Below are 26,313 nucleotides of genomic sequence, written 5' to 3' on the forward strand. Positions count from 1 at the left end.
CGCCGCGCCTCACTTCCCGATGCAGAAGCTGGAGAAGATCCGCCCAAGCAAATCGTCGGCGCTGAGATGGCCGACGATCTCGCCCAGTGCGGCGTGCGCCAGGCGCAGTTCCTCGGCGGCCAGTTCCAGCCGCTCGTAGCCCAGTTCGGCGGCCGCGGCCGCGGCGTGTTCTGCGGCGCGCTGCAAGGCCTCCACATGGCGCGCGCGCGCGGAGAATTCGCCATCGCTGCCATCGCCGGCAGCCTGCCCGGCGATCGTGCGCAGGCATGCGTGCAGCCGTTCGAGACCGCTGCCGGTGCTGGCGGAAACGTACACGCTGTCGGCTGTAGACTCGGGCACCGCGTCGAGCAGGTCGCTCTTGTTGTGGATCCACAGCCGCTGCGGTACGTCGGCGATGGCCTCGGCGATCGCGGCGCGGTCAGCGTCCGCAGCGCGCGCGTCGAGCACGACCAGCGCCAGATCGGCGCGCTGCAGTTCCAGTCGCGCACGGCGCATGCCTTCGCGCTCGATCGCATCGCCGCCATCGCGCAGGCCGGCAGTGTCGACCAGGGTCAGTTCCACACCGTCCAGGCGCACGGTCTCGCGCAGGGTGTCACGGGTGGTGCCGGCGATGTCGGTGACGATGGCACGGTCGCTGCCGGCCAGCGCGTTGAGCAGCGAACTCTTGCCGGCGTTCGGCGGCCCCACCAGCACCGCGTGCAGGCCGTCGCGCAGGCGCCGGCCACGTTCGGCGTCCAGCAGCAGCTGCGCCAGGTCCGCGCGCGCCTGCTGCAGGCCGGCGCGGACCTGGTCGCCGCCGAGCGTGTCCAGCGATTCGTCGGCGAAATCGATCGCCGCCTCGGTGTGGATGCGCAAGCGCAGCAGGTGTTCGGCCAGGGCCTCGACCCGGCGCGAGAACACCCCATCCAGCGATCGGCGCGCCGCGCGCGCCGCACGCAGGTCGCCGGCGGCGATCAGGTCGGCGATGGCCTCGGCCTGGGCCAGGTCCAGTTTGCGGTTGAGGAACGCGCGCTCACTGAACTCGCCCGGCCGCGCCGGCCGCGCGCCGAGTTCGCAGCAGCGCGCCACCAGTTGCCGCAGCAGCACCGGGCTGCCGTGCGCCTGCAGTTCCAGCACGTCCTCGCCGGTGAAGCTGCGCGGCGCCGGAAACCACAGCGCGATGCCGTCGTCGAGCGTCTGCCCATGCGCATCGCGAAAGCGCGCGTAGCGCGCCGTGCGCGGCGGCAGCGCGCCCAGGCCGAGGCCGGTGCCGATCGCGGCGGCCAGGCGCCCGGACACGCGCACCACGCCGACGCCGCCCGCACCCGGGGCGGTGGCGATGGCGGCGATGGTATCGGCGGCGTGCGGCATGGCGAAGAAGGTCCCAGCTGCGCTGCAGGCTACACCGTCTGCAGCTGGCTGCGCGCGTGAGCCGCCGAGGCATCGCTCGGTTGCAGTTCCAGAGAGGTGGCAGGACAGGCGAGCGCAGTGCATCGGCCGCATACGCACCGCCCGCCTGTCGGCGGGCGGTGTTGAATCTACTTCTTGGTCTTGGCCGGTGGTTTGGCGCTGGCGCCAGCGCTGGCCGCCTCGCCATGACGCTTGGTCATCCACCACTGCTGCAACAGACCCAACGAACCGTTGGTGACCCAGTACAGCACCAGACCCGACGGCACGAAGGCCATCATCACGCCAAACACCAGCGGCATGAACTGCATCATCCGCGCCTGCATCGGGTCCATACCCGGCGATGGCGTCAGCTTCTGCGTCAGCCACATCACCGCCACGTTGATCACCGGCAGGATGAAGTAAGGGTCGCGCGCAGTCAGGTCCTGGATCCAGGCGAACCACGGCGCCTGGCGCAGCTCCACCGATTCGACCAGCACCCAGTACAAGGCGAAGAAGATCGGCATCTGCACCAGCACCGGCAGGCAGCCGCCCATCGGATTGATCTTCTCCTTCTTGTACAGCTCCATCATCGCAGTCTGGAACTTCTGCTTGTCGTCGCCGTAGCGTTCCTTGAGCTGCTGGATGCGCGGCTGGAACTTGCGCATCTTGGCCATGCTCTTGTATTGCGCGGCCGACAGCGGATACAGCATCAGCTTGAGCAGGATCACCAGGCCGACGATCGACCAGCCCCAGTTGCCGAGCAGGGTGTGCAGGTGACTCAGCACCCAGAACAGGCCCTGGCCCAGGATCGCCATCAGCGAGAAGCGGCTGTAGTCGACCACGCGGTCGAGGCCGCGCACGTTTTCCTTGGCGATCTGGTTGACCAGCTTCGGCCCGATCCACAGCCGCGCTTCGCTGCTGGCGCGCGCGCCGGGGGCCACGGTGAAGCCCGGGCCGCGCGCTTCGATCACATGCCGCGGGCCGTCGTTGGACAGCACGTACAGCGCGTCCTGGTCGGCCTGCGGGATCCAGCCGGTGAAGAAGTGGTGCTGCAGCAGCGCGATCCAGCCGCCCTTGATGGTCTGGTTGACCGGGCCGTCTTCCAGGAAATCCTTAAACGCGCGGCGCTGGTAGCCGTCCTGCGCACTGAACCAGGTAGCGCCATTGAAGCTGAAGGAATCCGGGTTGGTCATGCCGCGGCTGACGATGGTCGGCACCCGGCTCAACTTGCGGAACACGTAGCCCTGCCAGGGCTTGCTGCCCTGGTTGACGATCTCGTCCTTGATCTGCACCGCGTAGTGGCCGCGCTGCACGGTGTAGACGCGGCGGATGCTGACGCCGTCCGGGCCGTTCCACACGAACGGCACCTGCAGCGCATCCTGGCCCCTGGCCAGCACATAGTCCTTGCCAGGCTGTTCGGGGCGGAAGCCGCCGGGGCCCGGCGACGACGAATTGTGCTCGCCGACCCAGCCGCTGGTGGCGGTGTACGGATGCACCGGGTCTTCGGTCAGCAGCGCTACAGGCGGGCTGCCGGGCTGCTTGGTCTGCGGGAACAGCAGCAGATCCGCATCGAACACGCTGCGCCCGTCCAGGGTCAGATGCAGCACGTCGGTGGTGATGGTGACCCGCGGCGCGGCGCCGGCGGCGGCTGGCGCGGCGGTCTCGCTGGCGGCGCCGGGCACGGCTGCTGCGCCGGATTCGCTGACGCGCGGCACGGCCGGGGTGCCACTGGCGCCGGCATCGGCGTCCTGCGCGGGCGGTACCTTGGCCATGGTCGCAATGGCGGTCGCATCGGCCGCAGGCGCGGCGTGCTCCTTGTTCCACTCCATCCACAACAGGGCCGCGACCATCAGCCAGGCAAAGATCAGGAAAAGGCGGGTCTGGTTCATCGGACAGGCAAGCTCGGCTCAGCCAGAAACGGATTCTGACTTGGAAGTGGGGGAAGAAGGAGGCAGCGGCGGCGGCATTGTGCCGTCCGCAGCCGGGGCCGGCAATGCGCCAGCGCGACGCAGCAGGCGCAGATAGGCCTGACGCAGCTGTTCGCCGCTGGCCTGGGCGGCGGCGCTGCGCGCCACCACCACATAGTCGCCCGGCGCCAGCCACGGCAGCAGATGCCGCGTGGCGTCGCGCAGGACGCGTTTGATGCGATTGCGGACCACGGCGCGCTTGTCGACCTTCCGCGACACGGCCAGCCCCAGCCGCGCGCGGTGGTCCGCGCTGCGCCAGTGCAGGCTCATCAGCGGTTCGGAGCAGCGGCGTGCGGCATCGAACACGACGCGGTATTCCGCAGACGTGCGAACCCGCGCAGAGCGAGGAAATCGCCTACGCGGGTCGGGATGCGTCACGGTCCGGATTGCAGGCGCCGCCTGGGGCGGCGGCGCAATCAAGCGCTAAGGCGCTTGCGGCCCTTGGCGCGGCGACGGGCCAGGATCTTGCGGCCGTCGGCGGTCGCCATACGGGCACGGAAGCCGTGGTCGCGCTTGCGCTTGAGGTTGCTGGGCTGGAATGTGCGCTTGGTGGCCATCGGGGCGCTCTGTTCTGAATGAGGCGGAAAGAACCGGAAATTCTATAGAACCAACCGGCGTGCGGTCAACTGCTCTTTATCCGGCGCTGAGGTGGCCCCCGCGTGCAGCCTGTGGATGAATCTGTGAATAGATGCAGGAAAACCATTCCCGACCCTGCGTGCCGATGGTAGTCTGGTTCATCCGTTTTCCTCTTTTCACCGGCCGAGTGCGCCGCGATATTTCGCGCCTCACGCCTGGTCTCTCAATGAATTACATCTGATGGATGCTTGGCCCCGTTGCCTGGAACGTCTGGAAGCTGAATTTCCAGCCGAGGACGTTCACACCTGGTTGAAACCGCTACAAGCCGAACAGCGCCATGACAACAGCATGGTCCTGTACGCCCCGAACGCCTTCATCGTCGAACAGGTGCGCGAGCGCTACCTGGCGCGGATCCGCGAGTTGATGACCTATTTCGCCGGCAGCGGCGAGGTGGCGCTGCAGGTCGGCTCGCGGCCGCGGGCGCCGGAGCCGGTGCCCGCGGCTGCCAGCGATGCGGCGGCCGTGCGCACGCCGCCAGCGCCGCTGGAGCCGTTCGCCGGCAACCTCGACGCGCACTACACCTTCGCCAACTTCGTCGAAGGCCGCAGCAACCAGCTCGGCCTGGCCGCGGCCACGCAGGCGGCGCAGAAACCCGGCGACCGCGCGCACAACCCGCTGCTGCTGTACGGCAGCACCGGCCTGGGCAAGACCCACCTGATGTTCGCCGCCGGCAACGCGATGCGCGAGCAGAATCCCCACGCGCGGGTCATGTACCTGCGCTCGGAACAGTTCTTCAGCGCGATGATCCGCGCGCTGCAGGACAAGACCATGGACCAGTTCAAGCGCCAGTTCCAACGAGTGGACGCGCTGCTGATCGACGACATCCAGTTCTTCGCCGGCAAGGACCGCACCCAGGAAGAGTTCTTCCACACCTTCAACGCGCTGTTCGACGGCCGCCAGCAGATCATCCTGACCTGCGACCGCTACCCGCGCGAAGTCGAGGGCCTGGAGCCGCGGCTGAAGTCGCGCCTGGCCTGGGGCCTGTCGGTGGCGATCGACCCGCCCGACTTCGAGACCCGCGCAGCGATCGTGCTGGCCAAGGCGCGCGAGCGCGGCGCCGAGATCCCCGACGACGTGGCGTTCCTGATCGCCAAGAAGATGCGCTCCAACGTGCGCGACCTGGAAGGCGCGCTCAACACGCTTGCGGCCCGCGCCAACTTCACCGGCCGCGCGATCACCACCGAGTTCGCCCAGGAAACGCTGCGCGATCTGCTGCGCGCGCAGCAGCAGGCGATCGGCATCCCCAACATCCAGAAGACCGTGGCCGACTACTACGGCCTGCAAATGAAGGACCTGCTGTCCAAGCGCCGCACCCGCTCGCTGGCGCGACCGCGGCAGGTGGCGATGGCGCTAACCAAGGAACTGACCGAACACAGTCTGCCGGAAATCGGCGATGCGTTCGCCGGCCGCGACCACACCACCGTGCTGCACGCCTGCCGCCAGATCAAGCACCTGATGGAAACCGACGGCAAGCTGCGCGAGGACTGGGACAAGCTGATCCGCAAGTTGAGCGAGTAGCCCGGCGGGGGGGCGCCCGGCACGGCGCGGATGGGAGGCATGGCGCGCCCTCCACGACGCATGCAGACGACGCTTTGATAAAACGGTGCATGACTTCGCGACAAATCCGGTAGAAACTGTGGATAAAGTGCAGCGCGGCGGCGCAGGTAAAACTATCCACAGGTTTCCCTACCCCTACGGGGGCAGTAATACCCGGGATTGAGGGACCCAAAAATCCTTTGATTCCAGATAGTTAAGCTGCCTTTGCACCGAAAATCGCTCTACCATCACCACCAAGCTTTTGATTTATTCCATATCTTTTTAAAGCATAGGGGCACGGAACCACATGCGTTTCACACTGCAGCGCGAAGCCTTCCTCAAGCCATTGGCGCAAGTCGTCAATGTGGTCGAACGCCGCCAGACCTTGCCGGTTCTGGCCAACTTCCTGGTGCAGGTGCACGACGGGCAACTGTCGCTGACCGGTACCGACTTGGAAGTGGAAATGGTCTCGCGCATCACGGTCGACGATGCGCAGGACGGCGAAACCACGATCCCGGCACGCAAGCTGTTCGAGATCATTCGCGCGCTGCCCGACGGCAGCAAGATCACCGTGACCCAGAACGGCGACAAGATCACCGTGCAGGCCGGGCGCAGCCGCTTCACCCTGGCCACGCTGCCGGCCAACGATTTCCCGTCGGTCGACGAAGTCGAAGCCACCGAGCGGGTGCTTGTGGCGGAAGCGGCGCTGAAGGAGCTGATCGAGCGCACCGCGTTCGCGATGGCGCAGCAGGACGTGCGCTACTACCTCAACGGCTTGTTGTTCGACCTGCACGACCAGACCCTGCGCTGCGTGGCCACCGACGGCCACCGCCTGGCGCTGTGCGAGACCGCGCTGGAAAACGCCAGCGGCGCCAAGCGCCAGATCATCGTGCCGCGCAAGGGCGTGACCGAACTGCAGCGGTTGCTGGAAGGCGGCGATCGCGAGGTCGAGCTTGAAGTCGGGCGCAGCCACGTGCGGGTCAAGCGCGATGATGTCACCTTCACCTCGAAGCTGATCGACGGCCGTTTCCCCGATTACGAAGCGGTGATCCCGATTGGCGCCGACCGCGAGGTCAAGCTGGATCGCGAAGCGCTGCGCGCCGCACTCCAGCGTGCTGCGATCCTGTCCAACGAGAAGTACCGCGGCGTGCGCGTGGAAGTCTCGCCGGGCCAGCTGAAGATCAGTGCGCACAACCCCGAGCAGGAAGAAGCGCAGGAAGAGATCGAGGCTGACACCAAGGTCAGCGACTTGGCGATCGGCTTCAACGTCAACTACCTGCTTGACGCGCTGTCGGCGCTGCGCGAGGAGTTCATCGTGATCCAGCTGCGCGATGCGAACTCCTCGGCCCTGGTACGCGAGGCCAGTAGCGCCCGCTCACGCCACGTGGTGATGCCGCTGCGCCTGTGACCGTCGCTCGACATACTGTGTTCCACGTGGAACACAGAGAGAAACCCGGCTCAAGCGCCGGGTTTTCTTTTGCCCGGGATTCGGCAGGCGTTTTCGACGCCATCAATGCTCCCTTGTGGGAGCGACTTCAGTCGCGACGGGCTCTCCCCGCGCAGTTTGATGTCTTCAGGGATAGCCAAAGGATTCGCTAGATGGCTTCGCAGGCACCCACACGCCTGCGCCGTCAATCGCATCAAACCAACCCCGCAACCCAAGCTGCGCTCCCCACACGACGTTCGCACCGGCTTTGGGTATGCTGCCGCCCTGCACCCATGAGCCGACCCGCGTGCGCCCGGTGCGAGCGCCCTCGCCCCGATTCCCCGCATGCATGTCTCTCGCCTCGATCTTCATCACCTGCGTCGCTTCACTGCGCTCGAACTGGCGCCTGCGCCCGGGCTGAACCTGATTACCGGCGACAACGGTGCCGGCAAGACCACGATCCTCGAGGCCATGCACCTGATGGCCTATGGCCGCAGCTTCCGCGGTCGGGTCCGCGATGGCTTGGTCAGTCAGGGCCAGGACGCGCTCGAGGTGTTCGTCGAATGGCAGGAGCGCGGCGCCGAGCCGCAACAGCCGCGGCGCCGCCGCGCCGGACTGCGCCATAGTGGCCAGGACTGGCGTGGCCGCCTGGATGGCGAAGACGTGGCTTACCTTGGCACGCTGTGCGCCGCGCTGGCGGTGGTCACCTTCGAGCCGGGGAGCCACGTGCTGGTCAGCGGCGGCGGCGAACCGCGCCGGCGCTTCGTCGATTGGGGCTTGTTCCACGTGGAACCTGACTTTCTGTCGCTGTGGCGCCGCTATGCGCGGGCGCTGCGCCAGCGCAACGCCCTGCTCAAGAGCGGCGGTGGCGGCGCGGCGCTGGACGCCTGGGACCACGAGCTAGCCGAGGCCGGCGAACCGCTCACCTCGCGCCGCGAGCAATACCTGGAGCGCTTGCTGCAGCGCCTGCTGGCGCTGGGGCCAGCGCTGGCCCCAGCGCTGGGCATCCAGCATCTGCAGTTCGCGCCTGGCTGGCGCCGGCATGAGGTATCGCTGGCCGATGCGTTGTTGCTCAACCGCGAACGCGACCGCCAGTACGGCTATACCTCGGTCGGACCGCACCGTGCCGACTGGAGCCTGGTGTTCGCGACCATCCCCGGCCGCGACGCGCTGTCGCGCGGCCAGGCCAAGCTCACCGCATTGGCCTGCCTGCTGGCCCAGGCCGAAGACTATGCCGAGCAACGCGGCGAGTGGCCGGTGATTGCTTTGGACGACCTGGCCTCGGAACTGGACCAGCATCACCAGCGGCGTGTGCTGCAGCGCCTGCAGGCCGGCCCGGCGCAGGTCTTCGTCACCGCGACCGAGACCCCGCAGGCGTTGGCCGATAGCGCGCTGCCGATTGCTCGGTTCCACGTGGAACATGGACTGGCCGTGGCCCGTTCCTAACCACCGCGGGGCGGGAGGGCCGGGACTGCTATAATTCGCCGCAATCCCCTATCCATCGGCGCGACCGGGCTCCTGCCAGCCGTCGTCCGACTCGTGGAGCCTACGGCACGCGCATGACCGAACAACAGAATCCGCCAACCTCGCCCGCCAACACCACCTACGACTCCAGCAAGATCACCGTGCTGCGCGGGCTGGAAGCGGTCCGCAAGCGTCCCGGCATGTACATCGGCGACGTGCACGACGGTACCGGCCTGCACCACATGGTGTTCGAGGTCGTCGACAACTCGATCGACGAAGCGCTGGCGGGCCACGCCGACAACGTGCTGGTCAAGATCATGCTGGATGGCTCGGTGCAGGTGTCCGACAACGGCCGTGGCATCCCGGTGGACATCCACAAAGAAGAAGGCGTCTCCGCGGCCGAGGTGATCCTCACCGTGCTGCATGCCGGCGGCAAGTTCGACGACAACAGCTACAAAGTGTCCGGCGGCCTGCACGGCGTCGGTGTGTCGGTGGTCAACGCCCTGTCCGAGCACCTGTGGCTGGACGTGTGGCGCGATGGCCACCACTACCAGCAGGAATACAAGCTGGGCGAGCCGCAGTATGCGCTCAAGCAGCTCGAGCCTTCCGACAAGCGCGGTACCACGCTGCGCTTCAAGCCGGCAGTGGAGATCTTCAGCGACGTCGAATTCCATTACGACATCCTGGCGCGGCGCCTGCGCGAGCTGTCCTTCCTCAACTCCGGGGTCAAGATCACCCTACAGGACGAGCGTGGCGAAGGCCGCCAGGACGTGTTCGAGTACGAAGGCGGCATCCGCAGCTTCGTCGAGCATCTGGCGCAGCTGAAGACGCCGCTGCACCCGAACGTGATCTCGGTGACCGGCGAGCAGAACGGCATCGTCGTGGACGTGGCCCTGCAGTGGACCGACGCCTACCAGGAAACGATGTTCTGCTTCACCAACAACATCCCGCAGAAGGACGGCGGCACCCATCTGGCCGGCTTCCGCGCCGCGCTGACCCGCACCCTGACCAATTACATCGAACAGAACGGCATCGCCAAGCAGGCCAAGATCACCCTGTCCGGCGACGACATGCGCGAAGGCATGATCGCGGTGCTGTCGGTGAAGGTGCCGGATCCGAGCTTCTCGTCGCAGACCAAGGAGAAATTGGTCAGTTCCGAGGTAAAGCCCGCTGTTGAGAACACGTTCGGTGCCCGTTTGCAGGAATTCCTGCAGGAAAACCCCAGCGAGGCCAAAGCCATCGCCGGCAAGATCGTCGATGCCGCGCGCGCGCGCGAGGCCGCGCGCAAGGCGCGCGACCTGACCCGGCGCAAGGGCGCGCTGGACATCGCCGGCCTACCCGGCAAGCTGGCCGACTGCCAGGAAAAGGATCCGGCGCTGTCGGAACTGTTCATCGTCGAGGGCGACTCGGCCGGCGGCTCGGCCAAGCAGGGCCGCAACCGCAAGAACCAGGCGGTGCTGCCGCTGCGCGGCAAGATTCTCAACGTGGAACGCGCGCGCTTCGATCGCATGCTGGCCTCCGACCAGGTCGGCACGCTGATCACCGCGCTGGGCACCGGCATCGGCCGCGACGAGTACAACCCGGACAAGCTGCGCTACCACCGCATCATCATCATGACCGACGCCGACGTGGACGGTGCACACATCCGCACCCTGCTGCTGACGTTCTTCTACCGGCAGATGCCGGAACTGATCGAGCGCGGCTACATTTACATCGGCCTGCCGCCGCTGTACCGGCTCAAGCAGGGCAAGCAGGAGCTGTATCTCAAGGACGACAACGCGCTCAACGCCTACCTGGCCAACAGCGCGGTCGAAGGGGCGGCGCTGATCCCGGCCACCGACGAGCGGCCGATCACCGGCAGCGCGCTAGAGAAGCTGCTGCTGCTGTTCGCCAGCGCCAACGACGCGGTGGCGCGCAATGCGCACCGTTACGATCCGGCGCTGCTGACCGCGCTGATCGACCTGCCGCCGCTGGACGTGGCGCAGCTGGAGGCCGAAGGCGACCAGCACCCGAGCCTGACCGCGCTGCAGGCCGTGCTCAACCGCGGCAGCCTGGGCACTGCCCGCTACCAGCTGCGCTTCGAGCCGGCCACCGAACAGCGTCCGGCGACACTGATCGCGGTGCGCCGTCACATGGGCGAAGAGTTGACCCAGGTGCTGCCGATGGCGGTGTTTGAGAGCGGCGAACTGCGCCCGCTGCGCGAAGTCGCGCTGGCGTTGAACGGGCTGGTCCGCGCAGGCGCGCAGATCGCGCGCGGCAACAAGACCCAGTCGATCAGCAGCTTCGCCCAGGCGCATGCCTGGCTGTTCGACGAGGCCAAGAAGGGCCGGCAGATCCAGCGCTTCAAGGGGCTGGGCGAAATGAACGCCGAGCAGCTGTGGGAAACCACGGTGAATCCGGATACGCGCCGCCTGTTGCAGGTGCGTATCGAGGACGCGGTGGCCGCCGACCAGATCTTCAGCACCTTGATGGGCGACGTGGTCGAGCCGCGCCGCGATTTCATCGAGGAAAACGCGCTAAAGGTCGCCAACCTCGACATCTGACGCGGCATCGCCGCCCCCGGCGCGCGCCGGGGCCGGCAGCGTTGCGCTCCCACTAGCCTGCTCTCGCCCAGGATAGCGATGACCTCACTGCCGTCGCACATGCCCGCCCCGCCCCCGCTGCCCCATGCCGCGCCGCCGTCCGGCGCGGGCAAGCCGGTGCTCTGGTTCGTCCTCGACCTGCTGCTGGCCGCCGTCGTGCTGCTGGCGGTCAGCGTGCTGTGCGGCCTGGTCTGGGGCGTGGTGCGCGGCTTCCAGATCACCATGGAACTGCGTGCGCAGGGCATTCCCGCCGATCGGCTGGCCACGGCCGTCGCCTCCCAGCTGGGCCAGCCCGGGGCGCTGGCCCAGCTGCTGATCGCCCTGGTCAGCACCCTGTCCGCGGCCTTGCTGCTGTACTTCCTGCGCCGCCCGGCCAGCGCGGCCGAGCGCCGCGCCTCCTGGCAGGCCGCGCGCGTGCCGGCCACCTGGGGCTGGGTGCTGCTGGTCGCGGGGGCGGTGTTCGTGGGCAGCACCCTGCTGTCCAACCTCGGCGCGCAGCTGGGGATCAAGCCGGTGCCGACCAACCTGCCGCTGATGCGCGAGGCGATGGCGCAGATGCCGCTGTTCCTGGTCGTATTCGCGGTGCTGATCGCCCCGGCCTACGAGGAACTGCTGTTCCGCCGGGTGTTGTTCGGGCGCCTGTGGGATGCCGGCCGGCCGCGGCTGGGCATGGCGCTCAGCGGCTTCGCGTTCGCGCTGGTGCACGAATTGCCCGGCACCACCGGCAACGGCGTGGCCGAGACCCTCCAGCTGTGGCTGGTCTACGGCAGCATGGGCGCGGCGTTCGCATGGCTGTATAAACACACCGGCACGCTGTGGGCGCCGATTGCTGCACACGGGCTGAACAATGCTGTCGCCGTCGGCGCGCTGTACTGGTTTGGCACAACTTGAAGATTTGTTTGACGAAACGTTAAGACAAGTGCCACCACACTGTGATGCGTGTCATAGGGGGGACGTGTATGAAGAGTGTAGTACTGGGGGCATTGATCGCGGTGCTGCTGGCAGCGTGCGCGACCACCACATCGCCGACCGGGCGCACCCAGGTCGTGGGTGGCGTATCGCAGCAGGAACTGGATCAGCTCGGGCTGAAGGCGTTCGCCGAAGCCAAGGCCAAGCAGCCGATCGACACCGATCCGAAGCGCAACGCCTACGTGCGCTGCGTGGTCGATGCGCTGGCCGCGCAGTTGCCGGCGCAATGGCGCAGCACCGCCTGGGAAACCGCATTGTTCGACGACAAGGAACCCAACGCGTTCGCGCTGCCGGGCGGCAAGGTCGGCGTCAACAGCGGCATCTTCAGCGTCGCCAAGAACCAGGATCAGCTGGCGGCGGTGCTCGGCCACGAGATCGGCCACGTGATCTCGCGCCATCACGAGGAACGCATCACCCGCCAGATGGGGACCCAGACCGGGCTTAGCGTGCTCGGCGCGCTGGCCGGCGCGCGCTACGGCAGCGCTGCCGCCGATACGGTCGGCCAGGTCGGCGGCATGACCGCGCAGGCCGCATTCCTGCTGCCGGGGTCGCGCACCCAGGAGAGCGAGGCAGACGTGGTCGGCCAGCGGCTGATGGCGCAGGCCGGTTTCGACCCGGCGCAGGCGGTGGGTCTGTGGAAGAACATGATGGCCGCCGGCGGCCAGCACCCTCCGCAATGGCTGTCCACCCACCCCGATCCCAGCGCCCGCATCGGCGAACTGCAACGCGATGTCGCTACGCTTGAGCCCGTGTACACGCAGGCCCGTAGTGCCGGACGGACGCCGAAGTGCGGTTGAGCGCATCGGCGGCCTCGCGCATGGGCGTGCGCTGTGCATGGTCATGCGTCCCAAAACGTTTTCACCGCGTATAGGTTTCTGTTAGTTTTGCTGGCTCGGCCGAGGATGGCCGCTCCGTCTTCCGTGCCGCTCAGGGCGGTTCCACCGAGGTGATCCATGAAATTCAGTATTCGCAAGCAAGCGCTGTTGTCCCTGCTGATCACTGCTGCCCTCGGCGGCGCGGTGGTGACCGACGCTGTTGCGCAGTCCGACCGTTCCGAGCAGCGCTCATCGCGCAAGTCCAAGAACGAAAAGGCCGCGGTGATGTTCCCCAGCGCCACCCGCCAGGAGCCGACCGGCAAGCCGTCGGCCAAACTCGGCAGCAAGCTGCAGAAGCTGATCGACACCTACAACAAGGGCGAGGACTACCCCGGCGTGCGCAGCCAGGCCGACGAGATCCTGGCCAATAGCGCAGCTAACGAATACGACAAGTCGATCGCCGCGCAGCTTGCCGCGCAGGCCGCCTACAACCTGGACGACAGCAAGGCGGCCAAGCAGTACCTGCAGCAGGCGATCCAGTTCAACGGCCTGGACAACAACGGCCACTTCCAGTCGATGCTGATGCTGGCGCAGCTGCAGCTGCAGGACGATCAGACCGCCGAAGGCCTGGCGACCCTGGACAAGTTCCTTGCCGAATCCAAGTCCACCCGTCCGGAAGACCTGATCCTCAAGGGCCAGGCGCTGTACCAGACCGAGCGCTACCAGGAGGCGATCCCGCTGCTGAAGCAGGCCATCGCCGCCTCGCCTGAGCCCAAGGACAGCTGGAACCAACTGCTGATGGCGTCCTACGCCGCCGGCGGCCAGACCGGCGAAGCGGTCAAGGCCGCCGAAGCGCTGGCGGCGAAGACGCCGAACGACAAGAAGGCCCAGCTCAACCTTGCCAGCATGTACATGCAGGCCGACCAGATGGACAAGGCCGCCGCGGTGATGGACAAGCTGCGCTCGGCCGGGCAGTTGACCGACGAGAAGGAGTACAAGCAGCTGTACTCGATCTACGCCAACACCGACAAGAAGGAAAAGGACGTCATCGCGGTCATCACCGAAGGCCTGCAGAAGGGCATCCTCAAGCCCGACTACCAGACCTATCTGGCGCTGGCGCAGTCCTACTACTACACCGACCAGGTGCCGCAGGCGATCGAGAACTGGCAGAAGGCCGCGCCGTTGTCCAAAGACGGCGAGACTTATCTGAACCTGGCCAAGGTACTGCACCAGGAAGGCCGCATCCCGGAAGCCAAGCAGGCCGCGAAGCAGGCGCTGGCCAAGGGCGTCAAGAAGCCGGAAGACGCAAAAAAAATTATCAACCTGAAGTAATACGCAAAAAAGCCCCCGAAAACCAGTGCTAAAAGTAGTGCAGGTCGCAGGGATTGGTATAAGCTTGGAGGTTCCTGCGGCGTCAAGCCGCCTGAACTGGGATTCAGATTCTTCACGAATCCCGGCCCCCTTAAATCGAGTCATTGGCGCATGACGGAACAATTGGTCATCAATCGGCATTACGACAGAGATGAAGCTTCCGGCCTCAGCTGGCCGCGCATTATCGGTATTGCCTTCGTAATTGCGCTGCATCTGGCAGCGCTGATGTTGTTGCTGATTCCAGCCGTTGCGCCGAAGGCCGCAGCGGAGAAGGAACGCAACATCGTCGTCACCCTGGTCGACGCCCCGCCGCCGCCCCCGCCGCCGCCGCCGCCGCCGCCGAAGCCGCCGGAGACGCCGCCGCCGCCGGTCAAGAACCTGGCGCCGCCGAAGCCGACCCCGTTGCCGCCGCCGCCGCAAGCGCCGGTGATCGATGTGCCGACGCCGCGCGACACGGACATCGCTACGCCGCCGTCGCCGCCTACGCCGCCTGCTGCCGCGACCGACATCGGTGCCAGCGTCGATATCTCGTCGAAGAACATGAACCCGCCGAAGTATCCGCCGTCCGCATTCCGGTCGGGCGCGGAAGGCGAGGTGATCCTGATCATCGACGTCGATGCAAACGGCAACGTCACCAACGTCGCCGTCGAGAAATCCAGCCGCAATCGCGATCTGGACCGCGCCGCCATGGAAGCAGCGCGCAAGTGGCGGTTCAATTCCGCTGTCGTCAATGGACAGAAGACCGCCGGCCGCGTCCGCGTACCGGTCAACTTCGCGCTGAACTGATACAAAGGCAGCAGACCGGCGCACCCGCCGGTCTGCACGCCCTGTCTACTCTTTGCACCACCCTCATCACCACACACAACAAAGGTAAGCGTCATGCTGCAGGAAATTTTCATCGCCGCTGCTGCGGGGGGCAACAACGCATCGAACGCCCTGTCGCAGATGGGCTTCGAGCACCTGATCACCGAGATGACCTCCAAGCCGGGTGACTTCGCCGTCTCCTGGGTGGTGCTCATCACCCTTATCATCATGTCGGCGTCGTCCTGGTACTGGACTGTCATCAACATCTTCCGCGCCACCCGTCTGAAGGGTCAGGCCGACCGCGTCACCAGCCTGTTCTGGGATACGCCGAACGCGCAGGACGCCATCCGTGCGATGGAAGAGCAGCCGGCCAGCGAGCCGTTCTCGAAGATCGCGCTCGACGCCGCACAGGCCGCTGCGCACCACCAGCGTGCCGAAGCCGGCGCCGGCAATGGCCTGGGCGAAACCCTGAGCCGTTCGGAGTTCGTCGACCGCGCCTTGCGTCAGGCCGTGACCCGCGAAAGCACCAAGCTGCAGTCGGGCATGACCCTGCTGGCCACCGTCGGTGCGACCGCGCCGTTCGTCGGTCTGCTGGGTACGGTGTGGGGCATTTACGGCGCGCTGATCAAGATCGGTGCCACCGGCTCCGCCTCGATCGACGCCGTTGCCGGCCCGGTGGGTGAAGCGCTGATCATGACCGCGATCGGTCTGTTCGTCGCGATCCCGGCCGTGTTCGCGTTCAACTTCTTCAGCAAGGTCAACAGCTCGACGATCGCCAAGTTCGATACGTTCGCCCACGACCTGCATGACTTCTTCGCCACTGGTTCGCGCGTTCGCTGATCCGCGGTCGAGTCGTCCACGCAACGATTAACGGAGCCCGTTATGGCTTTCAGTAGTGGTAACAGCGGCGGCCCTATGGCCGACATCAACGTCACGCCCCTCGTGGACGTGATGTTGGTGCTGCTGATCATCTTCATCATCACGGCACCGCTGATGTCCCACAAGGTCAAGGTGGAGCTGCCCCAAGCCAACCTGAAGCAGGATCCGGACAAGGACGAAAAACGTTCCAATCCGATCACGCTGTCGGTGAAGGAAGACGGGTCGCTGTACTGGAACGACGAGCCGGTTTCCAAGGAAGCTCTGGAATCGCGCTTCTCCACCGCTGCCCAGCAGACCCCGCAGCCGCCGCTCAACCTGCGTGGCGACCGCACGACCAAGATGCGTACGATCAACGAGATCACCAAGATCGCGCAGGGTCAGGGCATGCTGGACGTCGGCTTCGTTGCGACCAAAGAGAAGGGGAACTGAGCCATGGCGTTCAGCTCAGGAAGCGGCCGTGGTCCCATGGCCGACATCAACGTCACGCCGCTGGTCGACGTGATGCTGGTGCTGTTGATCATTTTCATCGTGACCGCGCCGATCATGACGTATCCGATCGACGTAGACCTGCCGCAGCGAGTGATCAACCCGCCGCCGCAGTTGCGCGACCCGCCGCCGCCGATCGATCTGCGTATCGATGCGTCGAACCAGCTTTTCTGGAACAACAGCCCGGTGGCTGTGACGGCGCTTCCGCAAATGATGGAAAACGAAGTACAGCGCGATCCGACCAACCAGCCGGAACTGCGCATCGATGCCAATCCGGATTCCGAATACGAAGTGATGGCCAAGGTGCTGGCCGCCGCCAAGAATTCGGACATGAAAAAGATCGGCTTCGTGCAGCAATAAGTTCTACCGCAATACCTCAGTCATGACGCGACTGCAAACGCCACCGGCAACGGTGGCGTTTTTTTGGCCCGGCGCCGGCCTGCAATCGCCTGCAGGTTCGGTAATGCCCCGCCAGACCCGTGTGGCGACTTCAGTCGCAACTGGGTGTAGCTTCAATCCAATGGCTGTCGTGACCGACGGTCCTTTGCGCCGGAAGCCGCCGCTCCCCTCCTCCGCTGTCTGTAAGCGGAAACAATCGTAACCGTACGGCGAAGCCATCTACCCGACTCCGGTGATATCTTATTGGGGAAGCGCACCAATTTGTTGCATCAGACTCATCAAATCAGGCTGGCCGCGCTCTTCGACGATTTTGCCCTTCGCAAACCTGTAGATATTCATTGCCTGAACGGCGATTTTTGTACCTGTTGCAGGCACACCGAAAAAAGCGCCCTGGTGGGTGCCGCGCATTGTGAACCGAGCCGCGATCTTATCGTCCTCGGCGATTGTCTCATCAAGCGTCCATTGGATATCAGGAAAGCCGGAGCGCATCATCGCGATGATCTCCAGATAGCCCTGCTGACCTCTCAGGGGGGCTGGGCGGCCGGGAACGTAGAAGATTGCATCGGGTGATACAAGCTGCTCACCCAGGGCAGCATCGGCAGTATTGATAAAGTCTACAAAGCGATTCATTAGGGCTTTGTTTTCGGTAACGGTCATGTCTTGTCTCTTCCAAGTGATAGCGACAGAGTGAGCCCTGATGGCAGTTCAACCCTGAGCGGAGCTAGCCAGAATACAGGTTCAACATTGGCGCGGCATGGGAGTAAAAATTCCACACATTCTTGTATTAACGAGCTATCGACCCAGCTCGTTATAATTCGTGAGTACAGAGTATCTCGCGCCAAGATCGTGATAAATTGCACATCTGTTTCCTCATCGAAAACGTGGTGTTGTGAATGGATCGACTGACGAGCATGCGCGTATTTGCCAAAGCAGTTGAGCTCGGATCCTTTGCAGCGGCAGGTATCGACCACAACATGTTGCCACAACTGGTTGGGAAAAACATCCTGATACTGGAGGAGCAACTGGGGGTCAGGCTCTTGAATCGTACTACCCGGCGGCAGAGCCTTACTTACATCGGGAGTACCTTTTACGAGCGGGTAAAGATCATTCTTGCCAAGGTAGCGCTCGCCGACTCTTTGGTAGCCGAAACCAGGTCGGAGCCACGCGGTCGGCTTCGCATCAGCGCACCTGTGACGTTTGGCATCAACGCACTTGTGCCAAAGCTACCTGTTTACCTTGAACGTCACCCGCAAGTGCAGATTGATTTAACGCTCTCTAACCGCAATGTGGACATTGTGGACAATGGATACGATATCGCTTTCCGAGTCGGCGACCTTGCAGACTTTCATGCGATTGGCGCAGCGGTTGGCAAACAGATAAGCACAGTGCGGCTGCGCCGCACCGGACACCGAGATCACCTTGGCTAGCGTCGTTTCAGTACCGGCGAGCATGTCCATCGGCTCGGTGGCAAGCCAGATGGAGTCGATGCGAATCATCGCAGAATATCTCGAAGAAAAGTCGCGCAGGCAGAAGCATTTTCAGTGGACCAGTTCACTGTGACGGTGCCACACGGGTGCTGTATTTCGACGTGAATATTCAATGATAAGTGGGGTTTGCCCTGGCTAACGGCACGGGTAACTGAATAAATGTAGGTTGCAGCGCCGTGCTTTTCTGTGCTTGCAGGCGAATCCATTTGTGAACGAGGTTTGCGTTGAGGCTATGGCTGAGTGCGACGCTGGCAATCGAAGCGCCGGTCTGGGCGCACGCTTGAATGATCTGGGCTTTGAAGGACTTGGAATAGGAACGGCGTGTTGGCTGCATGAAATACCCGCTTAAACGCTATATCTGGTGTCCACTTGAGTTCACACTAGGTCTGGGCTTTGCGGGGTTGGGTAGATGACTTGGCCGGACGGATACAAACAATCTGCAGGCAGACGCTTGCGCAATCGGATTCTTCTAGCAGTAGGGGACGAGGCGCGATCCTAGCGAGCACCCAAACGCCACCGGCAACGGTGGCGTCTTTCTGAAGCATCGCAGCGCAAGCCGATCCCGGTGTCGTGCCGGCAGCATGGCTTGACGCGTTATCTAACGCTCGGCAGCAGCGCCAGGTAAGCCTTGACCGTGGCATCCAGACCGGTATACAGCGCTTCGCCGATCAGCGCATGGCCGATCGACACCTCCAGCACTTGCGGCACTGCGGCCAGGAATGCGCCGAGGTTGGCCTGGGCCAGGTCGTGGCCGGCATTGACGCCGAGTCCGGCAGCCTGCGCGCGGCGCGCGGCCACGGCGAAGACGGCGGCCGCTGCGTCGTCGCCGCGGTCGAACGCTGCGGCATACGGCCCGGTGTACAGCTCGACGCGGTCGGCGCCGACGTCGGCGGCGCGTGCCAGATCGGGATTGCCGGCATCCACGAACAGGCTGACCCGGCAGCCCAGCGCCTTCAGTTCGGCAATCAACGGGCGTAGCCGTTCGCTGTCGCGGCCGAAGTCGAAGCCATGGTCGGAGGTCAGCTGGCCGTCGCCGTCCGGTACCAGGGTGGCCTGTGCCGGGCGCACCTGCGCGCACAGCGGGATCAGCCCGGGATAGCCGGGCCGCGGCGGCGCGAACGGATTGCCTTCGATGTTGAATTCCACGCCGCGCGCGGCGGTCAGCTCGGCCAGCGCCAGCACGTCTTCGGCATGGATGTGGCGCCGATCCGGGCGCGGGTGCACGGTGATACCGTGCGCGCCGGCGTCCACGCAGGCGCGCGCCGCATCGAGCACGCGCGGCAACTCGCCGCCACGGGAATTGCGCAGCACCGCGATCTTGTTGACGTTGACGCTGAGTCGGGTCATCGACGGGCGACGCTTACGAGGAGAGCGCGTCGTCGCTGGCCGCGGCCGCCGCGGCGCGGCGCGCCTCGGCCTGTTCGCGCAACCGGCGCAGCTCGGCCGGATCGATCATCGGCGCCGCATCGCGTTGACTGGCGTCGCCGATCTTGGCCACGTACCAGCCGCGCGCCCAGGCCAGCAAGAATCCCAGCGCCGCCAATAAAGCCAGCACCAGCAACGACATGTGCGGCGTGGAGAACGCCAGGACGAACGCAGCGAGCGCGAGCAGCAGAAAAAGCCAGTACATGACGATCTCCCCAAGAATGGACGCAGTGTAGCGCCGCGCGGGTGGGCAGTTCCACGAAGAACTGCGCGGACGGCCGCAGCGCAGCGGTCCGCGTAGCCGCCCGATCGCTGCGCGGCCAACGTTACAGCAGCGGCGAGGTCAGCCGTGCCATCGCCTCGGGCAGCCGGTGGCGCCACAGCGAGCGCTTGCGGTCGTCGCGTATCTGCACCGCACCGCCGAGCTCGCGGCCGATCAGCGTGGCGAGCTGCTGCGTCAGCTGGCGGTCGCGGAACATCGCCGAGACCTCGAAGTTGAGGCGGAAACTGCGGTTGTCGAAATTGGCGCTGCCGACGATGCACAGGTCGTCGTCGACGATCAGCGCCTTGCTGTGCAGCATGCGCGGGCCGTACTCGTAGATCTTGATTCCGGCCTGCAGCAATTCGTCGAAATACGAGCGCGCGGCCAGCGTCACCAAGCGCGAATCGCTGCGCTTGGGCACCAGCAGGCGCACGTCGAGCCCGCCCAGCGCGGCCGAGGTCAGCGCCATGCGCGCGGCCTCGCCCGGGACGAAATACGGCGTCACCAGCCACACCCGCTGTTGCGCAGCGTAGATCGCGGCCACCTGCATGCGGTGGATGCTCTCCCACGAAGAATCCGGGCCGGACACCAGCACCTGCGCCTTGATCCCGCCGTCGTCGCGGCCGGGCATGTCGTGCGGCCAGATCTGCGCCATGTCGAAGGCGTCGCGGCCCTGCCGGGTGGCGTACAGCCAGTCCTCGACGAACACCAACTGCAGGCTGCGCACCACGTGGCCTTCGCAGCGCACGTGCAGGTCGCGGTAGGCGTCGGGACGCAGCGCCTCGTTCTCTTCGTCGGTGACGTTGATGCCGCCGGTGAAGCCGATGCGCCCGTCGATCACCACGATCTTGCGGTGGGTGCGCAGGTTCACCCATGGCCGCTTGAACTTGAACGGGCGCAGCAGTTGGGTGGGATGGAACCAGGCCGTCTCGCCGCCGGCGTCCAGCAGCGGCTGCAGGAAGCGCTTGCGCACCTGCGAGGAACCCACCGCATCCAGCAGCAGGCGCACCTTGACCCCGGCGCGGGCGCGCTCGACCAGCGCGTCGCGGATGCGCGTGCCGCTGCGGTCGGGGTTGAAGATGTAGTACTCCAGGTGCACGTGGTGCTGCGCGGCGGCGATGTCGCGCACGATCGCGTCGTAGGTGGCGGCGCCGTCCACCAGCCATTGCGCGGTGGTGGCCGAACTCGGCGCCAGGCCGGTGGTGGCCTGGGCGATCTTGGCCAGCTCGGTGCAATCGGCGTCGGGCGGGCAGACGCTGCTGTAGTGCTCCATGCCCGAGCGCGCGCGGCCGCGGCGCAGGCGTTGCCGCTTCACCTTCTGCGGCCCGAGCAGGTAGTAGATGACGAAGCCCAGGTACGGCAGCGCGGCCAGCGACAGCACCCAGCTCAGCGTCGCCGCCGGCTCGCGTTTCTGCAGCACGATCCAGCCGCTCAGCCACAGGATGTACAGCAGATAGGCGGCGGTGAGGTAGGCGCCGAAATGCGGGATGCCGGTCACCCAGTCCCAGGTGTTTTGCAAGGTTGCGAATACGAACATCGGCGAATTCTACGGGGCGGGCGTGGCTTCTGCCCGTTGCGCTGAAAGATTCAGCCGTGCTGCGTCGCCGTCGCAACGGCCGCGACGGCAGCGGCGTAGCCTGTGCGGATGAGCAACGCCATCAAGGGACGCGGCGCGGGCAGCCATCTGCCGGGCCGCTTCGAACGCAGTATCAGCCAGGCCGAGGACGACGGCTGGCATCCCGACGACAGCGAGGAATTCGCTGCGCCGCGGCTGCGCACGCAGGTACGCGAGGAGACCGCGCGCAGCATCATCAGCCGCAACCAGTCGCCGGACGTGGGCTTCTCGCAGTCGGTCAATCCGTACCGTGGTTGCGAACACGGCTGCAGCTACTGCTTCGCGCGCCCCAGCCACGCCTACCTGAACCTGTCGCCGGGGCTGGATTTCGAGACCCGCCTGTTCGCCAAGACCAACGCGCCGGAGCTGCTGCGCCGCGAACTGGCCAAGCCCCGCTACGTGCCCAGCCCGATCGCGCTGGGCATCAACACCGACGCCTACCAGCCGATCGAGCGCAAGCTGCAGCTGACCCGTCAGTTGATCGAGGTGCTGTGGGAAACCCGCCATCCGTTCTCGCTGATCACCAAGAACGCGCTGGTCGAGCGCGACCTGGACCTGCTGGTGCCGCTGGCGCGCGAGAACCTGGTCAGCGTGCATTTCTCGGTGACCTCGCTGGATCCGCGTCTGTCGGCACGGCTGGAGCCGCGCGCCTCGGCGCCGCATGCACGGCTGCGCGCGATGCGCACGCTGCACGAGGCCGGGGTGCCGGTGGGAGTGATGGTGGCGCCGGTGATCCCGTGGATCAACGACCACGCACTGGAAGCGGTGTTGGAAGCGGCGCATGCCGCAGGGGCCGACTCGGCCGGCTACGTGCTGTTGCGCCTGCCGCACGAGGTGGCGCCGCTGTTCCGCGACTGGCTGCAGGCGCACCACCCCGACCGCGCCGCGCACGTGATGAGCACGGTGCAGCAGTTGCGCGGCGGCAAGGACTACGACAGCGCCTTCGGCAAGCGTATGCGCGGCGAAGGCGTCTATGCCGACCTGCTGGCGCGGCGCTTCGCGCTGGCGCACAAGCGCCTGGGCTATGCCGAACGCTCGCGCCCGGCGCTGGACTGCAGCCGCTTCGTCAGGCCGCTGCCGCCGCGCGCGCCATCGCCGCAGGGCGAGTTGTTTTGAGGCGGTGATTGGGGATTGGCAAGCGCGCGCGACGCTGTCTGCGCTAGCCGGCTTTCCCCCATTCCCTACTCCCTGCCGTACAACGCCTGCGCCGACTGGAACAGGATCCAGCTGGTGGCGATGAACTTGTCGCCGCCCTGCGGGCGGTTACCGCGGTGGGTGTGGGTGAATGCGGTGGGCGCGATCAGCAGGCTGCCGGCGCGCGGTGCGATCTTGCGCTGCTGGAACAGGAACTCGGTTTCGCCGTCCTGGAAATCGTCGTTGAGGTACAGCGTCCACAGCAGATGCCGGTGCAGGGTCTCGGCGCCGGGATCGCGCGGATACAGCTCGCAGTGCCAGTACGGATAGCCGCCCTCGCCCGCCTGGTACCACTGCAGGTTGATCGCGCCCGGGCGCAGGCAGGTGCGGGCCAGGCTGGAAAGCGCCGCATCGTCGAGCAGCGCGAAATCGTCGGCGCCGAGCCGGTGCGGTTGGCCATCGGCGCCGGGTACCTGCAGCATCAGCGGCGAGATCAGCGCTTGCGGATACTTGCGCAGATAGCCGAGCAGGCCGGCGAACACCGCCTGCTGCAGCCGTTGTTCCACGTCCCGCCACGGCTCCAGGCCGCTGATGCGCAGGTCGCGGCTATGCTTGAGTTCGGGGAACACGCCGCTGCCGACCTCGCCCGGCTGCAACTGCGCACTGCCGCGCAGGCGGCGCATGATCGCCGCGCAATCCTCGCGGGACATGGCGGCGTCGAAGACTTCGATGAAATCGGGAGTGGAATCGGACATCGCGCGACCTTACCAGCGATCCTGCGGCCTCGCAGCTGCGCCGTCGCTTCGCACGCCCAGTAGCGTCGACAGTTGGAACGCGCTGGAGGCGCCGATTGTGAAGCTTCTGGCGGCAAAGAAGATCGGCGCCCACAGCGCGAGGTTGCCCGCTACGATCGGTCGTTGCGGCTTTGCCGCGTCATCCAGGAAATGACGCGGGGCATCAGTGCGATCGGCGCGGTCGCGAAGAAGAACACGAGGAAGGCCGTTTGGTTCATCGCGCCTCAGCTTTTCGGTTTCGCAAAGGCGGATGTCGTCGGACCGCGTCGAACGCAGGCAAGCGGATGGATCAGCCCTGCGCCTGGTCGTGCTCCACGTGATAACGCACCGCCTCGGCCACCTCGTTCTTCGAACCCAGGAACACCGGCACGCGCTGGTGCAGTTGCTCCGGGTGCAGGCCGAGGATGCGCTCGCGGCCGGTGCTGGCGGCGCCGCCTGCCTGTTCGACCAGCAGGCCCATCGGGTTGGCTTCGTACATCAGGCGCAGCTTGCCGGCCTTGCCGGGCTCCTTCTTGTCCCACGGGTAGATGAAGATGCCGCCGCGGGTCAGGATGCGGTGCACGTCGGCGACCATGCTGGCGATCCAGCGCATGTTGAAGTTCTTGCCGCGCGCGCCTTCGCTGCCGGCCAGCAGGTCGGCCACGTAGTGCTGCATCGGTGCTTCCCAGTGGCGCTGGTTGGACATGTTGATGGCGAACTCGGCGGTGTCCTCGGGGATGCGCATGTCGGCCTGGGTCAGCAGGAAGCTGCCTTCCTCGCGTTCCAGGGTGAAGGCGTGGGTACCGTGGCCCAGGGTCAGCACCAGCATCGTGCTGGGGCCATAGATGCAGTAGCCGGCGGCGACCTGGGCGGTACCCGGCTGCAGGAAGTGCTCGTCGCCGGGTTTGTCGGTGCCGGGTGGTGCGCGCAGCACCGAGAAGATGGTGCCGACGGAGACGTTGACGTCGATGTTGGAGCTGCCGTCCAGCGGGTCGAACAGCAGCAGGAAGTCGCCGCTGGGATACTTGTCGGGCACAGGTTGGCAGTGGTCCATCTCTTCCGATGCGCAGGCGGCCAGATGCCCGCCCCAGGCGTTGGCTTCGAGCAGGATGTCGTTGCTGAGCACGTCCAGTTTCTTCTGCGCCTCGCCCTGCACGTTGCCGGTGCCGGCGTCGCCGAGCACGCCGCCGAGGGCGCCCTTGCTGACCGCGATGGAGATGCGCTTGCAGGCGCGGGTCACGATGGTGATGAGCTGGCGCAGCTCCGGGCCGATGCGGCCGGCGTGCTGTTCTTCGATCAGAAAGCGGGTCAGCGAGGTTCGCGACATGGGCGCAGGCAGCCTTTCGTGGGGGAAGTGCGCCTATTGTCGCGGCTGTTGCGTGAGATTTCGATTAGCGGGAGAGCGATGAGGTCCAACTGTGGAAGGAGCTCGGGATTGAAGTGAGCCGAAGGCGCCATGCGTCGGGGCTGAAGCCCCTCCCACAAAAAGCGAAGTCCTGCGCCTTCGCGCGCAACTCGCGTAGCCATTGTTGGATGGGCGCTTGGTTGATACAGGAATGTGTCGGGGGCGGACGTCGCGCACAAAAAAGCCGGAAGCGCACGCGCTTCCGGCTTCGTATTGCAGTACCGCGCGCGATCAGCCCTTGTGCACGGTGGCCACGGCCTGGGTCACGTAGTCCAGGTTGGCCTGGCTCAGCGCGGCCACGCAGATGCGGCCGGTGCCGACGGCATAGATGCCGAACTCTTCGCGCAGCCGGTCCACCTGCGGCTTGCTCAGGCCAGAGTAGGAGAACATGCCGGCCTGCTGCTGGATGAAGCCGAACTCCGGCGCGCCGAGGGCGGCCAGTTTCTGCACCATGCCGGCGCGCAGTGCGTGGATGCGCTCGCGCATCTCGGCCAGTTCCTGCTCCCACATCGCGCGCAGCTCGGGGCTGTTGAGCACGCCGGCCACCAGCGCGGCGCCGTGCGTGGAGGGGCTGGAGTAGATGGTGCGGATGATGCGCTTGACCTGCGACTGCACCGCCTTGCTCTCGGCCGCGGTGGCCGAGACCACCGACAGCGCGCCGACGCGCTCGCCGTACAGCGAGAACGACTTGGAGTACGAACTGGCGACCACGTAGCTGTCCACGCCGGCCTCGGCCAGCAGGCGCACCGCGTAGGCGTCTTCGTCGATGCCCTTGTCGAAGCCCTGGTAGGCGATGTCGACGAACGGGAACAGGTTGCGTTCCTTCAGCAGCGCGGCGACGGTGCGCCACTGTTCCTGGGTCAGGTCGGCGCCGGTCGGGTTGTGGCAGCACGCGTGCAGCAGCACTACGGTGCCCGGCGCGAGCTTGGCCAGATCGGCGAGCATGCCGTCGAAGTTCAGGCCGTGCGTGGCTGCATCGAAATAGGTGTAATCGACCACGTCGAAGCCGGCGGCCGAGAACACCGCGCGGTGGTTCTCCCAGCTCGGGTTGCTGATGGCGATGGTCGAGGTGGACAGCAGCTTCTTCAGCAGATCCGCGCCCACGCGCAGCGCGCCGCTGCCGCCGATGGTCTGCGAGGTGGCGACGCGGCCGGCGGCCAGCAGCGGCGACTCGGCGCCGAACAGCAGCTGCTGCGTGGCCAGGTCGTAGGCTGGCAGGCCGTCGATCGGCAGGTAGCCGCGCGGTTTGGCGTCTTGCGCCAGCTGCCGTTCGATCTGCTGGACGGCGCGCAGCAGCGGGATGCGGCCGCTCTCGTCGTAGTAGATGCCCACGCCCAGGTTGACCTTGGTCGGGCGGGAATCGGCGTTGTAGGCCTCGGTCAGGCCCAGGATCGGGTCGCCTGGGACCTGTTCCACGTTTGCAAAGAAGGACACGGCGGTACTCGTTCGGTGGCGAAGGGTGGGGGCCGGGAGGGACCGGAGCCGGCGCGGTCAAACACCCTATCCTAGC

25 protein-coding genes are annotated in these 26,313 nt (G+C 65.9%); 13 read left to right on the forward strand and 12 right to left on the reverse strand.

What is annotated here, in order from left to right:
- Positions 1-9: 9 nt before the first annotated feature.
- The 4 genes from mnmE to rpmH form a co-directional block, all read right to left on the reverse strand.
- Entirely contained in the window at positions 10-1,350 is a 1,341-nt protein-coding gene (gene mnmE / locus E4A48_RS16950) for a tRNA uridine-5-carboxymethylaminomethyl(34) synthesis GTPase MnmE (protein ID WP_039008624.1), read from the reverse strand.
- A 167-nt stretch (positions 1,351-1,517) separates the two neighbouring features.
- Positions 1,518-3,257, reverse strand: a complete 1,740-nt coding sequence (gene yidC, locus E4A48_RS16955; protein WP_142742837.1) for a membrane protein insertase YidC — start codon at positions 3,255-3,257, stop codon at positions 1,518-1,520.
- 18 nt (positions 3,258-3,275) lie between these two features.
- Positions 3,276-3,713, reverse strand: coding sequence for a ribonuclease P protein component (gene rnpA, locus E4A48_RS16960; RefSeq protein WP_142742838.1), 438 nt, complete (start codon positions 3,711-3,713; stop codon positions 3,276-3,278).
- Positions 3,714-3,751: 38 nt separating this feature from the next.
- Entirely contained in the window at positions 3,752-3,892 is a 141-nt protein-coding gene (gene rpmH / locus E4A48_RS16965) for a 50S ribosomal protein L34 (RefSeq protein WP_003469983.1), read from the reverse strand.
- Positions 3,893-4,151: 259 nt separating this feature from the next.
- Here rpmH and dnaA point away from each other — a divergent pair, with 259 nt between their 5' ends.
- The 11 genes from dnaA to E4A48_RS17020 all read left to right on the forward strand — a co-directional run bounded on the left by dnaA (position 4,152) and on the right by E4A48_RS17020 (position 16,663).
- Entirely contained in the window at positions 4,152-5,489 is a 1,338-nt protein-coding gene (dnaA, locus tag E4A48_RS16970) for a chromosomal replication initiator protein DnaA (protein WP_039004757.1), read from the forward strand.
- A 325-nt stretch (positions 5,490-5,814) separates the two neighbouring features.
- Complete coding sequence (gene dnaN, locus E4A48_RS16975) at positions 5,815-6,915, forward strand: DNA polymerase III subunit beta (protein WP_039004758.1); 1,101 nt, start codon at positions 5,815-5,817, stop codon at positions 6,913-6,915.
- Positions 6,916-7,278: 363 nt separating this feature from the next.
- Entirely contained in the window at positions 7,279-8,379 is a 1,101-nt protein-coding gene (recF, locus tag E4A48_RS16980) for a DNA replication/repair protein RecF (RefSeq protein WP_039004759.1), read from the forward strand.
- A 113-nt stretch (positions 8,380-8,492) separates the two neighbouring features.
- Positions 8,493-10,940, forward strand: a complete 2,448-nt coding sequence (gene gyrB, locus E4A48_RS16985) for a DNA topoisomerase (ATP-hydrolyzing) subunit B (protein ID WP_142742839.1) — start codon at positions 8,493-8,495, stop codon at positions 10,938-10,940.
- Between the two features lie 78 nt (positions 10,941-11,018).
- Positions 11,019-11,870 carry a CPBP family intramembrane glutamic endopeptidase gene (locus tag E4A48_RS16990; RefSeq protein WP_039004762.1) on the forward strand — a complete coding sequence of 284 codons (852 nt, stop codon included), beginning with the start codon at positions 11,019-11,021 and terminating at the stop codon, positions 11,868-11,870.
- 68 nt (positions 11,871-11,938) lie between these two features.
- Positions 11,939-12,745, forward strand: a complete 807-nt coding sequence (locus tag E4A48_RS16995; protein WP_058196863.1) for a M48 family metallopeptidase — start codon at positions 11,939-11,941, stop codon at positions 12,743-12,745.
- Positions 12,746-12,901: 156 nt separating this feature from the next.
- On the forward strand, positions 12,902-14,095 hold the full coding sequence (locus E4A48_RS17000; protein ID WP_039004764.1) for a tetratricopeptide repeat protein: 1,194 nt from the start codon (positions 12,902-12,904) through the stop codon (positions 14,093-14,095).
- Between the two features lie 150 nt (positions 14,096-14,245).
- The gene (locus E4A48_RS17005; protein ID WP_039004765.1) at positions 14,246-14,920 is read left to right on the forward strand and encodes an energy transducer TonB; all 675 of its coding nucleotides are present in this window, start codon (positions 14,246-14,248) and stop codon (positions 14,918-14,920) included.
- A 93-nt stretch (positions 14,921-15,013) separates the two neighbouring features.
- On the forward strand, positions 15,014-15,778 hold the full coding sequence (gene exbB, locus E4A48_RS17010) for a TonB-system energizer ExbB (RefSeq protein WP_003469996.1): 765 nt from the start codon (positions 15,014-15,016) through the stop codon (positions 15,776-15,778).
- Between the two features lie 42 nt (positions 15,779-15,820).
- The gene (locus tag E4A48_RS17015) at positions 15,821-16,246 is read left to right on the forward strand and encodes an ExbD/TolR family protein (RefSeq protein ID WP_003470008.1); all 426 of its coding nucleotides are present in this window, start codon (positions 15,821-15,823) and stop codon (positions 16,244-16,246) included.
- Positions 16,247-16,249: 3 nt separating this feature from the next.
- A complete protein-coding gene (locus E4A48_RS17020; protein WP_039004766.1) occupies positions 16,250-16,663 on the forward strand; it encodes an ExbD/TolR family protein in 414 nt (137 codons plus the stop codon).
- Positions 16,664-16,942: 279 nt separating this feature from the next.
- Here the strand turns inward: E4A48_RS17020 and E4A48_RS17025 are convergent, their stop codons facing one another.
- Positions 16,943-17,359 (reverse strand): ester cyclase, encoded by a 417-nt coding sequence (locus E4A48_RS17025; protein ID WP_039004767.1) that lies wholly within the window; start codon positions 17,357-17,359, stop codon positions 16,943-16,945.
- 236 nt (positions 17,360-17,595) lie between these two features.
- Here E4A48_RS17025 and E4A48_RS17030 point away from each other — a divergent pair, with 236 nt between their 5' ends.
- Complete coding sequence (locus tag E4A48_RS17030) at positions 17,596-18,129, forward strand: LysR family transcriptional regulator (protein WP_080763305.1); 534 nt, start codon at positions 17,596-17,598, stop codon at positions 18,127-18,129.
- 169 nt (positions 18,130-18,298) lie between these two features.
- Here the strand turns inward: E4A48_RS17030 and E4A48_RS17040 are convergent, their stop codons facing one another.
- The 4 genes from E4A48_RS17040 to cls form a co-directional block, all read right to left on the reverse strand.
- Positions 18,299-18,523 carry a transposase gene (locus E4A48_RS17040; protein ID WP_142742841.1) on the reverse strand — a complete coding sequence of 75 codons (225 nt, stop codon included), beginning with the start codon at positions 18,521-18,523 and terminating at the stop codon, positions 18,299-18,301.
- 260 nt (positions 18,524-18,783) lie between these two features.
- Positions 18,784-19,536 (reverse strand): pyridoxine 5'-phosphate synthase, encoded by a 753-nt coding sequence (locus tag E4A48_RS17050; protein ID WP_039004768.1) that lies wholly within the window; start codon positions 19,534-19,536, stop codon positions 18,784-18,786.
- Positions 19,537-19,549: 13 nt separating this feature from the next.
- The gene (locus E4A48_RS17055; RefSeq protein ID WP_003470016.1) at positions 19,550-19,819 is read right to left on the reverse strand and encodes a hypothetical protein; all 270 of its coding nucleotides are present in this window, start codon (positions 19,817-19,819) and stop codon (positions 19,550-19,552) included.
- Positions 19,820-19,940: 121 nt separating this feature from the next.
- Positions 19,941-21,413: a cardiolipin synthase gene (cls, locus tag E4A48_RS17060; RefSeq protein ID WP_142742842.1), complete on the reverse strand. Its 1,473-nt coding sequence runs from the start codon at positions 21,411-21,413 to the stop codon at positions 19,941-19,943.
- Between the two features lie 108 nt (positions 21,414-21,521).
- On the opposite strand from cls, the gene E4A48_RS17065 reads away from it, so the two are divergent.
- Entirely contained in the window at positions 21,522-22,607 is a 1,086-nt protein-coding gene (locus E4A48_RS17065; RefSeq protein WP_142742843.1) for a PA0069 family radical SAM protein, read from the forward strand.
- 65 nt (positions 22,608-22,672) lie between these two features.
- On the opposite strand, the gene E4A48_RS17070 is transcribed toward E4A48_RS17065, so the two are convergent.
- From E4A48_RS17070 to E4A48_RS17080, 3 genes are all read right to left on the reverse strand, one after another.
- Positions 22,673-23,380 (reverse strand): 2OG-Fe(II) oxygenase, encoded by a 708-nt coding sequence (locus tag E4A48_RS17070; RefSeq protein WP_058196146.1) that lies wholly within the window; start codon positions 23,378-23,380, stop codon positions 22,673-22,675.
- A gap of 328 nt (positions 23,381-23,708) precedes the next feature.
- Positions 23,709-24,725 (reverse strand): class 1 fructose-bisphosphatase, encoded by a 1,017-nt coding sequence (locus E4A48_RS17075; protein WP_058196147.1) that lies wholly within the window; start codon positions 24,723-24,725, stop codon positions 23,709-23,711.
- Between the two features lie 309 nt (positions 24,726-25,034).
- Positions 25,035-26,237 (reverse strand): amino acid aminotransferase, encoded by a 1,203-nt coding sequence (locus E4A48_RS17080; protein WP_142742844.1) that lies wholly within the window; start codon positions 26,235-26,237, stop codon positions 25,035-25,037.
- Positions 26,238-26,313: the final 76 nt, after the last annotated feature.

Source organism: Xanthomonas translucens pv. cerealis (genome assembly GCF_006838285.1).
Classification (GTDB): Bacteria; Pseudomonadota; Gammaproteobacteria; order Xanthomonadales; family Xanthomonadaceae; genus Xanthomonas_A; species Xanthomonas_A cerealis.

Excerpts from the sequence above, each read along its gene's own strand:
- mnmE (WP_039008624.1), bottom strand. The coding sequence starts at position 1,350 with ATGCCGCACGCCGCCGATACCATCGCCGCCATCGCCACCGCCCCGGGT.
- yidC (WP_142742837.1), bottom strand. The coding sequence starts at position 3,257 with ATGAACCAGACCCGCCTTTTCCTGATCTTTGCCTGGCTGATGGTCGCG.
- rpmH (WP_003469983.1), bottom strand. The coding sequence starts at position 3,892 with ATGGCCACCAAGCGCACATTCCAGCCCAGCAACCTCAAGCGCAAGCGC.
- dnaA (WP_039004757.1), top strand. The coding sequence starts at position 4,152 with ATGGATGCTTGGCCCCGTTGCCTGGAACGTCTGGAAGCTGAATTTCCA.
- dnaN (WP_039004758.1), top strand. The coding sequence starts at position 5,815 with ATGCGTTTCACACTGCAGCGCGAAGCCTTCCTCAAGCCATTGGCGCAA.
- recF (WP_039004759.1), top strand. The coding sequence starts at position 7,279 with ATGCATGTCTCTCGCCTCGATCTTCATCACCTGCGTCGCTTCACTGCG.
- gyrB (WP_142742839.1), top strand. The coding sequence starts at position 8,493 with ATGACCGAACAACAGAATCCGCCAACCTCGCCCGCCAACACCACCTAC.
- E4A48_RS16990 (WP_039004762.1), top strand. The coding sequence starts at position 11,019 with ATGACCTCACTGCCGTCGCACATGCCCGCCCCGCCCCCGCTGCCCCAT.
- E4A48_RS16995 (WP_058196863.1), top strand. The coding sequence starts at position 11,939 with ATGAAGAGTGTAGTACTGGGGGCATTGATCGCGGTGCTGCTGGCAGCG.
- E4A48_RS17000 (WP_039004764.1), top strand. The coding sequence starts at position 12,902 with ATGAAATTCAGTATTCGCAAGCAAGCGCTGTTGTCCCTGCTGATCACT.
- E4A48_RS17005 (WP_039004765.1), top strand. The coding sequence starts at position 14,246 with ATGACGGAACAATTGGTCATCAATCGGCATTACGACAGAGATGAAGCT.
- exbB (WP_003469996.1), top strand. The coding sequence starts at position 15,014 with ATGCTGCAGGAAATTTTCATCGCCGCTGCTGCGGGGGGCAACAACGCA.
- E4A48_RS17015 (WP_003470008.1), top strand. The coding sequence starts at position 15,821 with ATGGCTTTCAGTAGTGGTAACAGCGGCGGCCCTATGGCCGACATCAAC.
- E4A48_RS17020 (WP_039004766.1), top strand. The coding sequence starts at position 16,250 with ATGGCGTTCAGCTCAGGAAGCGGCCGTGGTCCCATGGCCGACATCAAC.
- E4A48_RS17025 (WP_039004767.1), bottom strand. The coding sequence starts at position 17,359 with ATGACCGTTACCGAAAACAAAGCCCTAATGAATCGCTTTGTAGACTTT.
- E4A48_RS17030 (WP_080763305.1), top strand. The coding sequence starts at position 17,596 with ATGGATCGACTGACGAGCATGCGCGTATTTGCCAAAGCAGTTGAGCTC.
- E4A48_RS17040 (WP_142742841.1), bottom strand. The coding sequence starts at position 18,523 with ATGCAGCCAACACGCCGTTCCTATTCCAAGTCCTTCAAAGCCCAGATC.
- E4A48_RS17050 (WP_039004768.1), bottom strand. The coding sequence starts at position 19,536 with ATGACCCGACTCAGCGTCAACGTCAACAAGATCGCGGTGCTGCGCAAT.
- E4A48_RS17055 (WP_003470016.1), bottom strand. The coding sequence starts at position 19,819 with ATGTACTGGCTTTTTCTGCTGCTCGCGCTCGCTGCGTTCGTCCTGGCG.
- cls (WP_142742842.1), bottom strand. The coding sequence starts at position 21,413 with ATGTTCGTATTCGCAACCTTGCAAAACACCTGGGACTGGGTGACCGGC.
- E4A48_RS17065 (WP_142742843.1), top strand. The coding sequence starts at position 21,522 with ATGAGCAACGCCATCAAGGGACGCGGCGCGGGCAGCCATCTGCCGGGC.
- E4A48_RS17070 (WP_058196146.1), bottom strand. The coding sequence starts at position 23,380 with ATGTCCGATTCCACTCCCGATTTCATCGAAGTCTTCGACGCCGCCATG.
- E4A48_RS17075 (WP_058196147.1), bottom strand. The coding sequence starts at position 24,725 with ATGTCGCGAACCTCGCTGACCCGCTTTCTGATCGAAGAACAGCACGCC.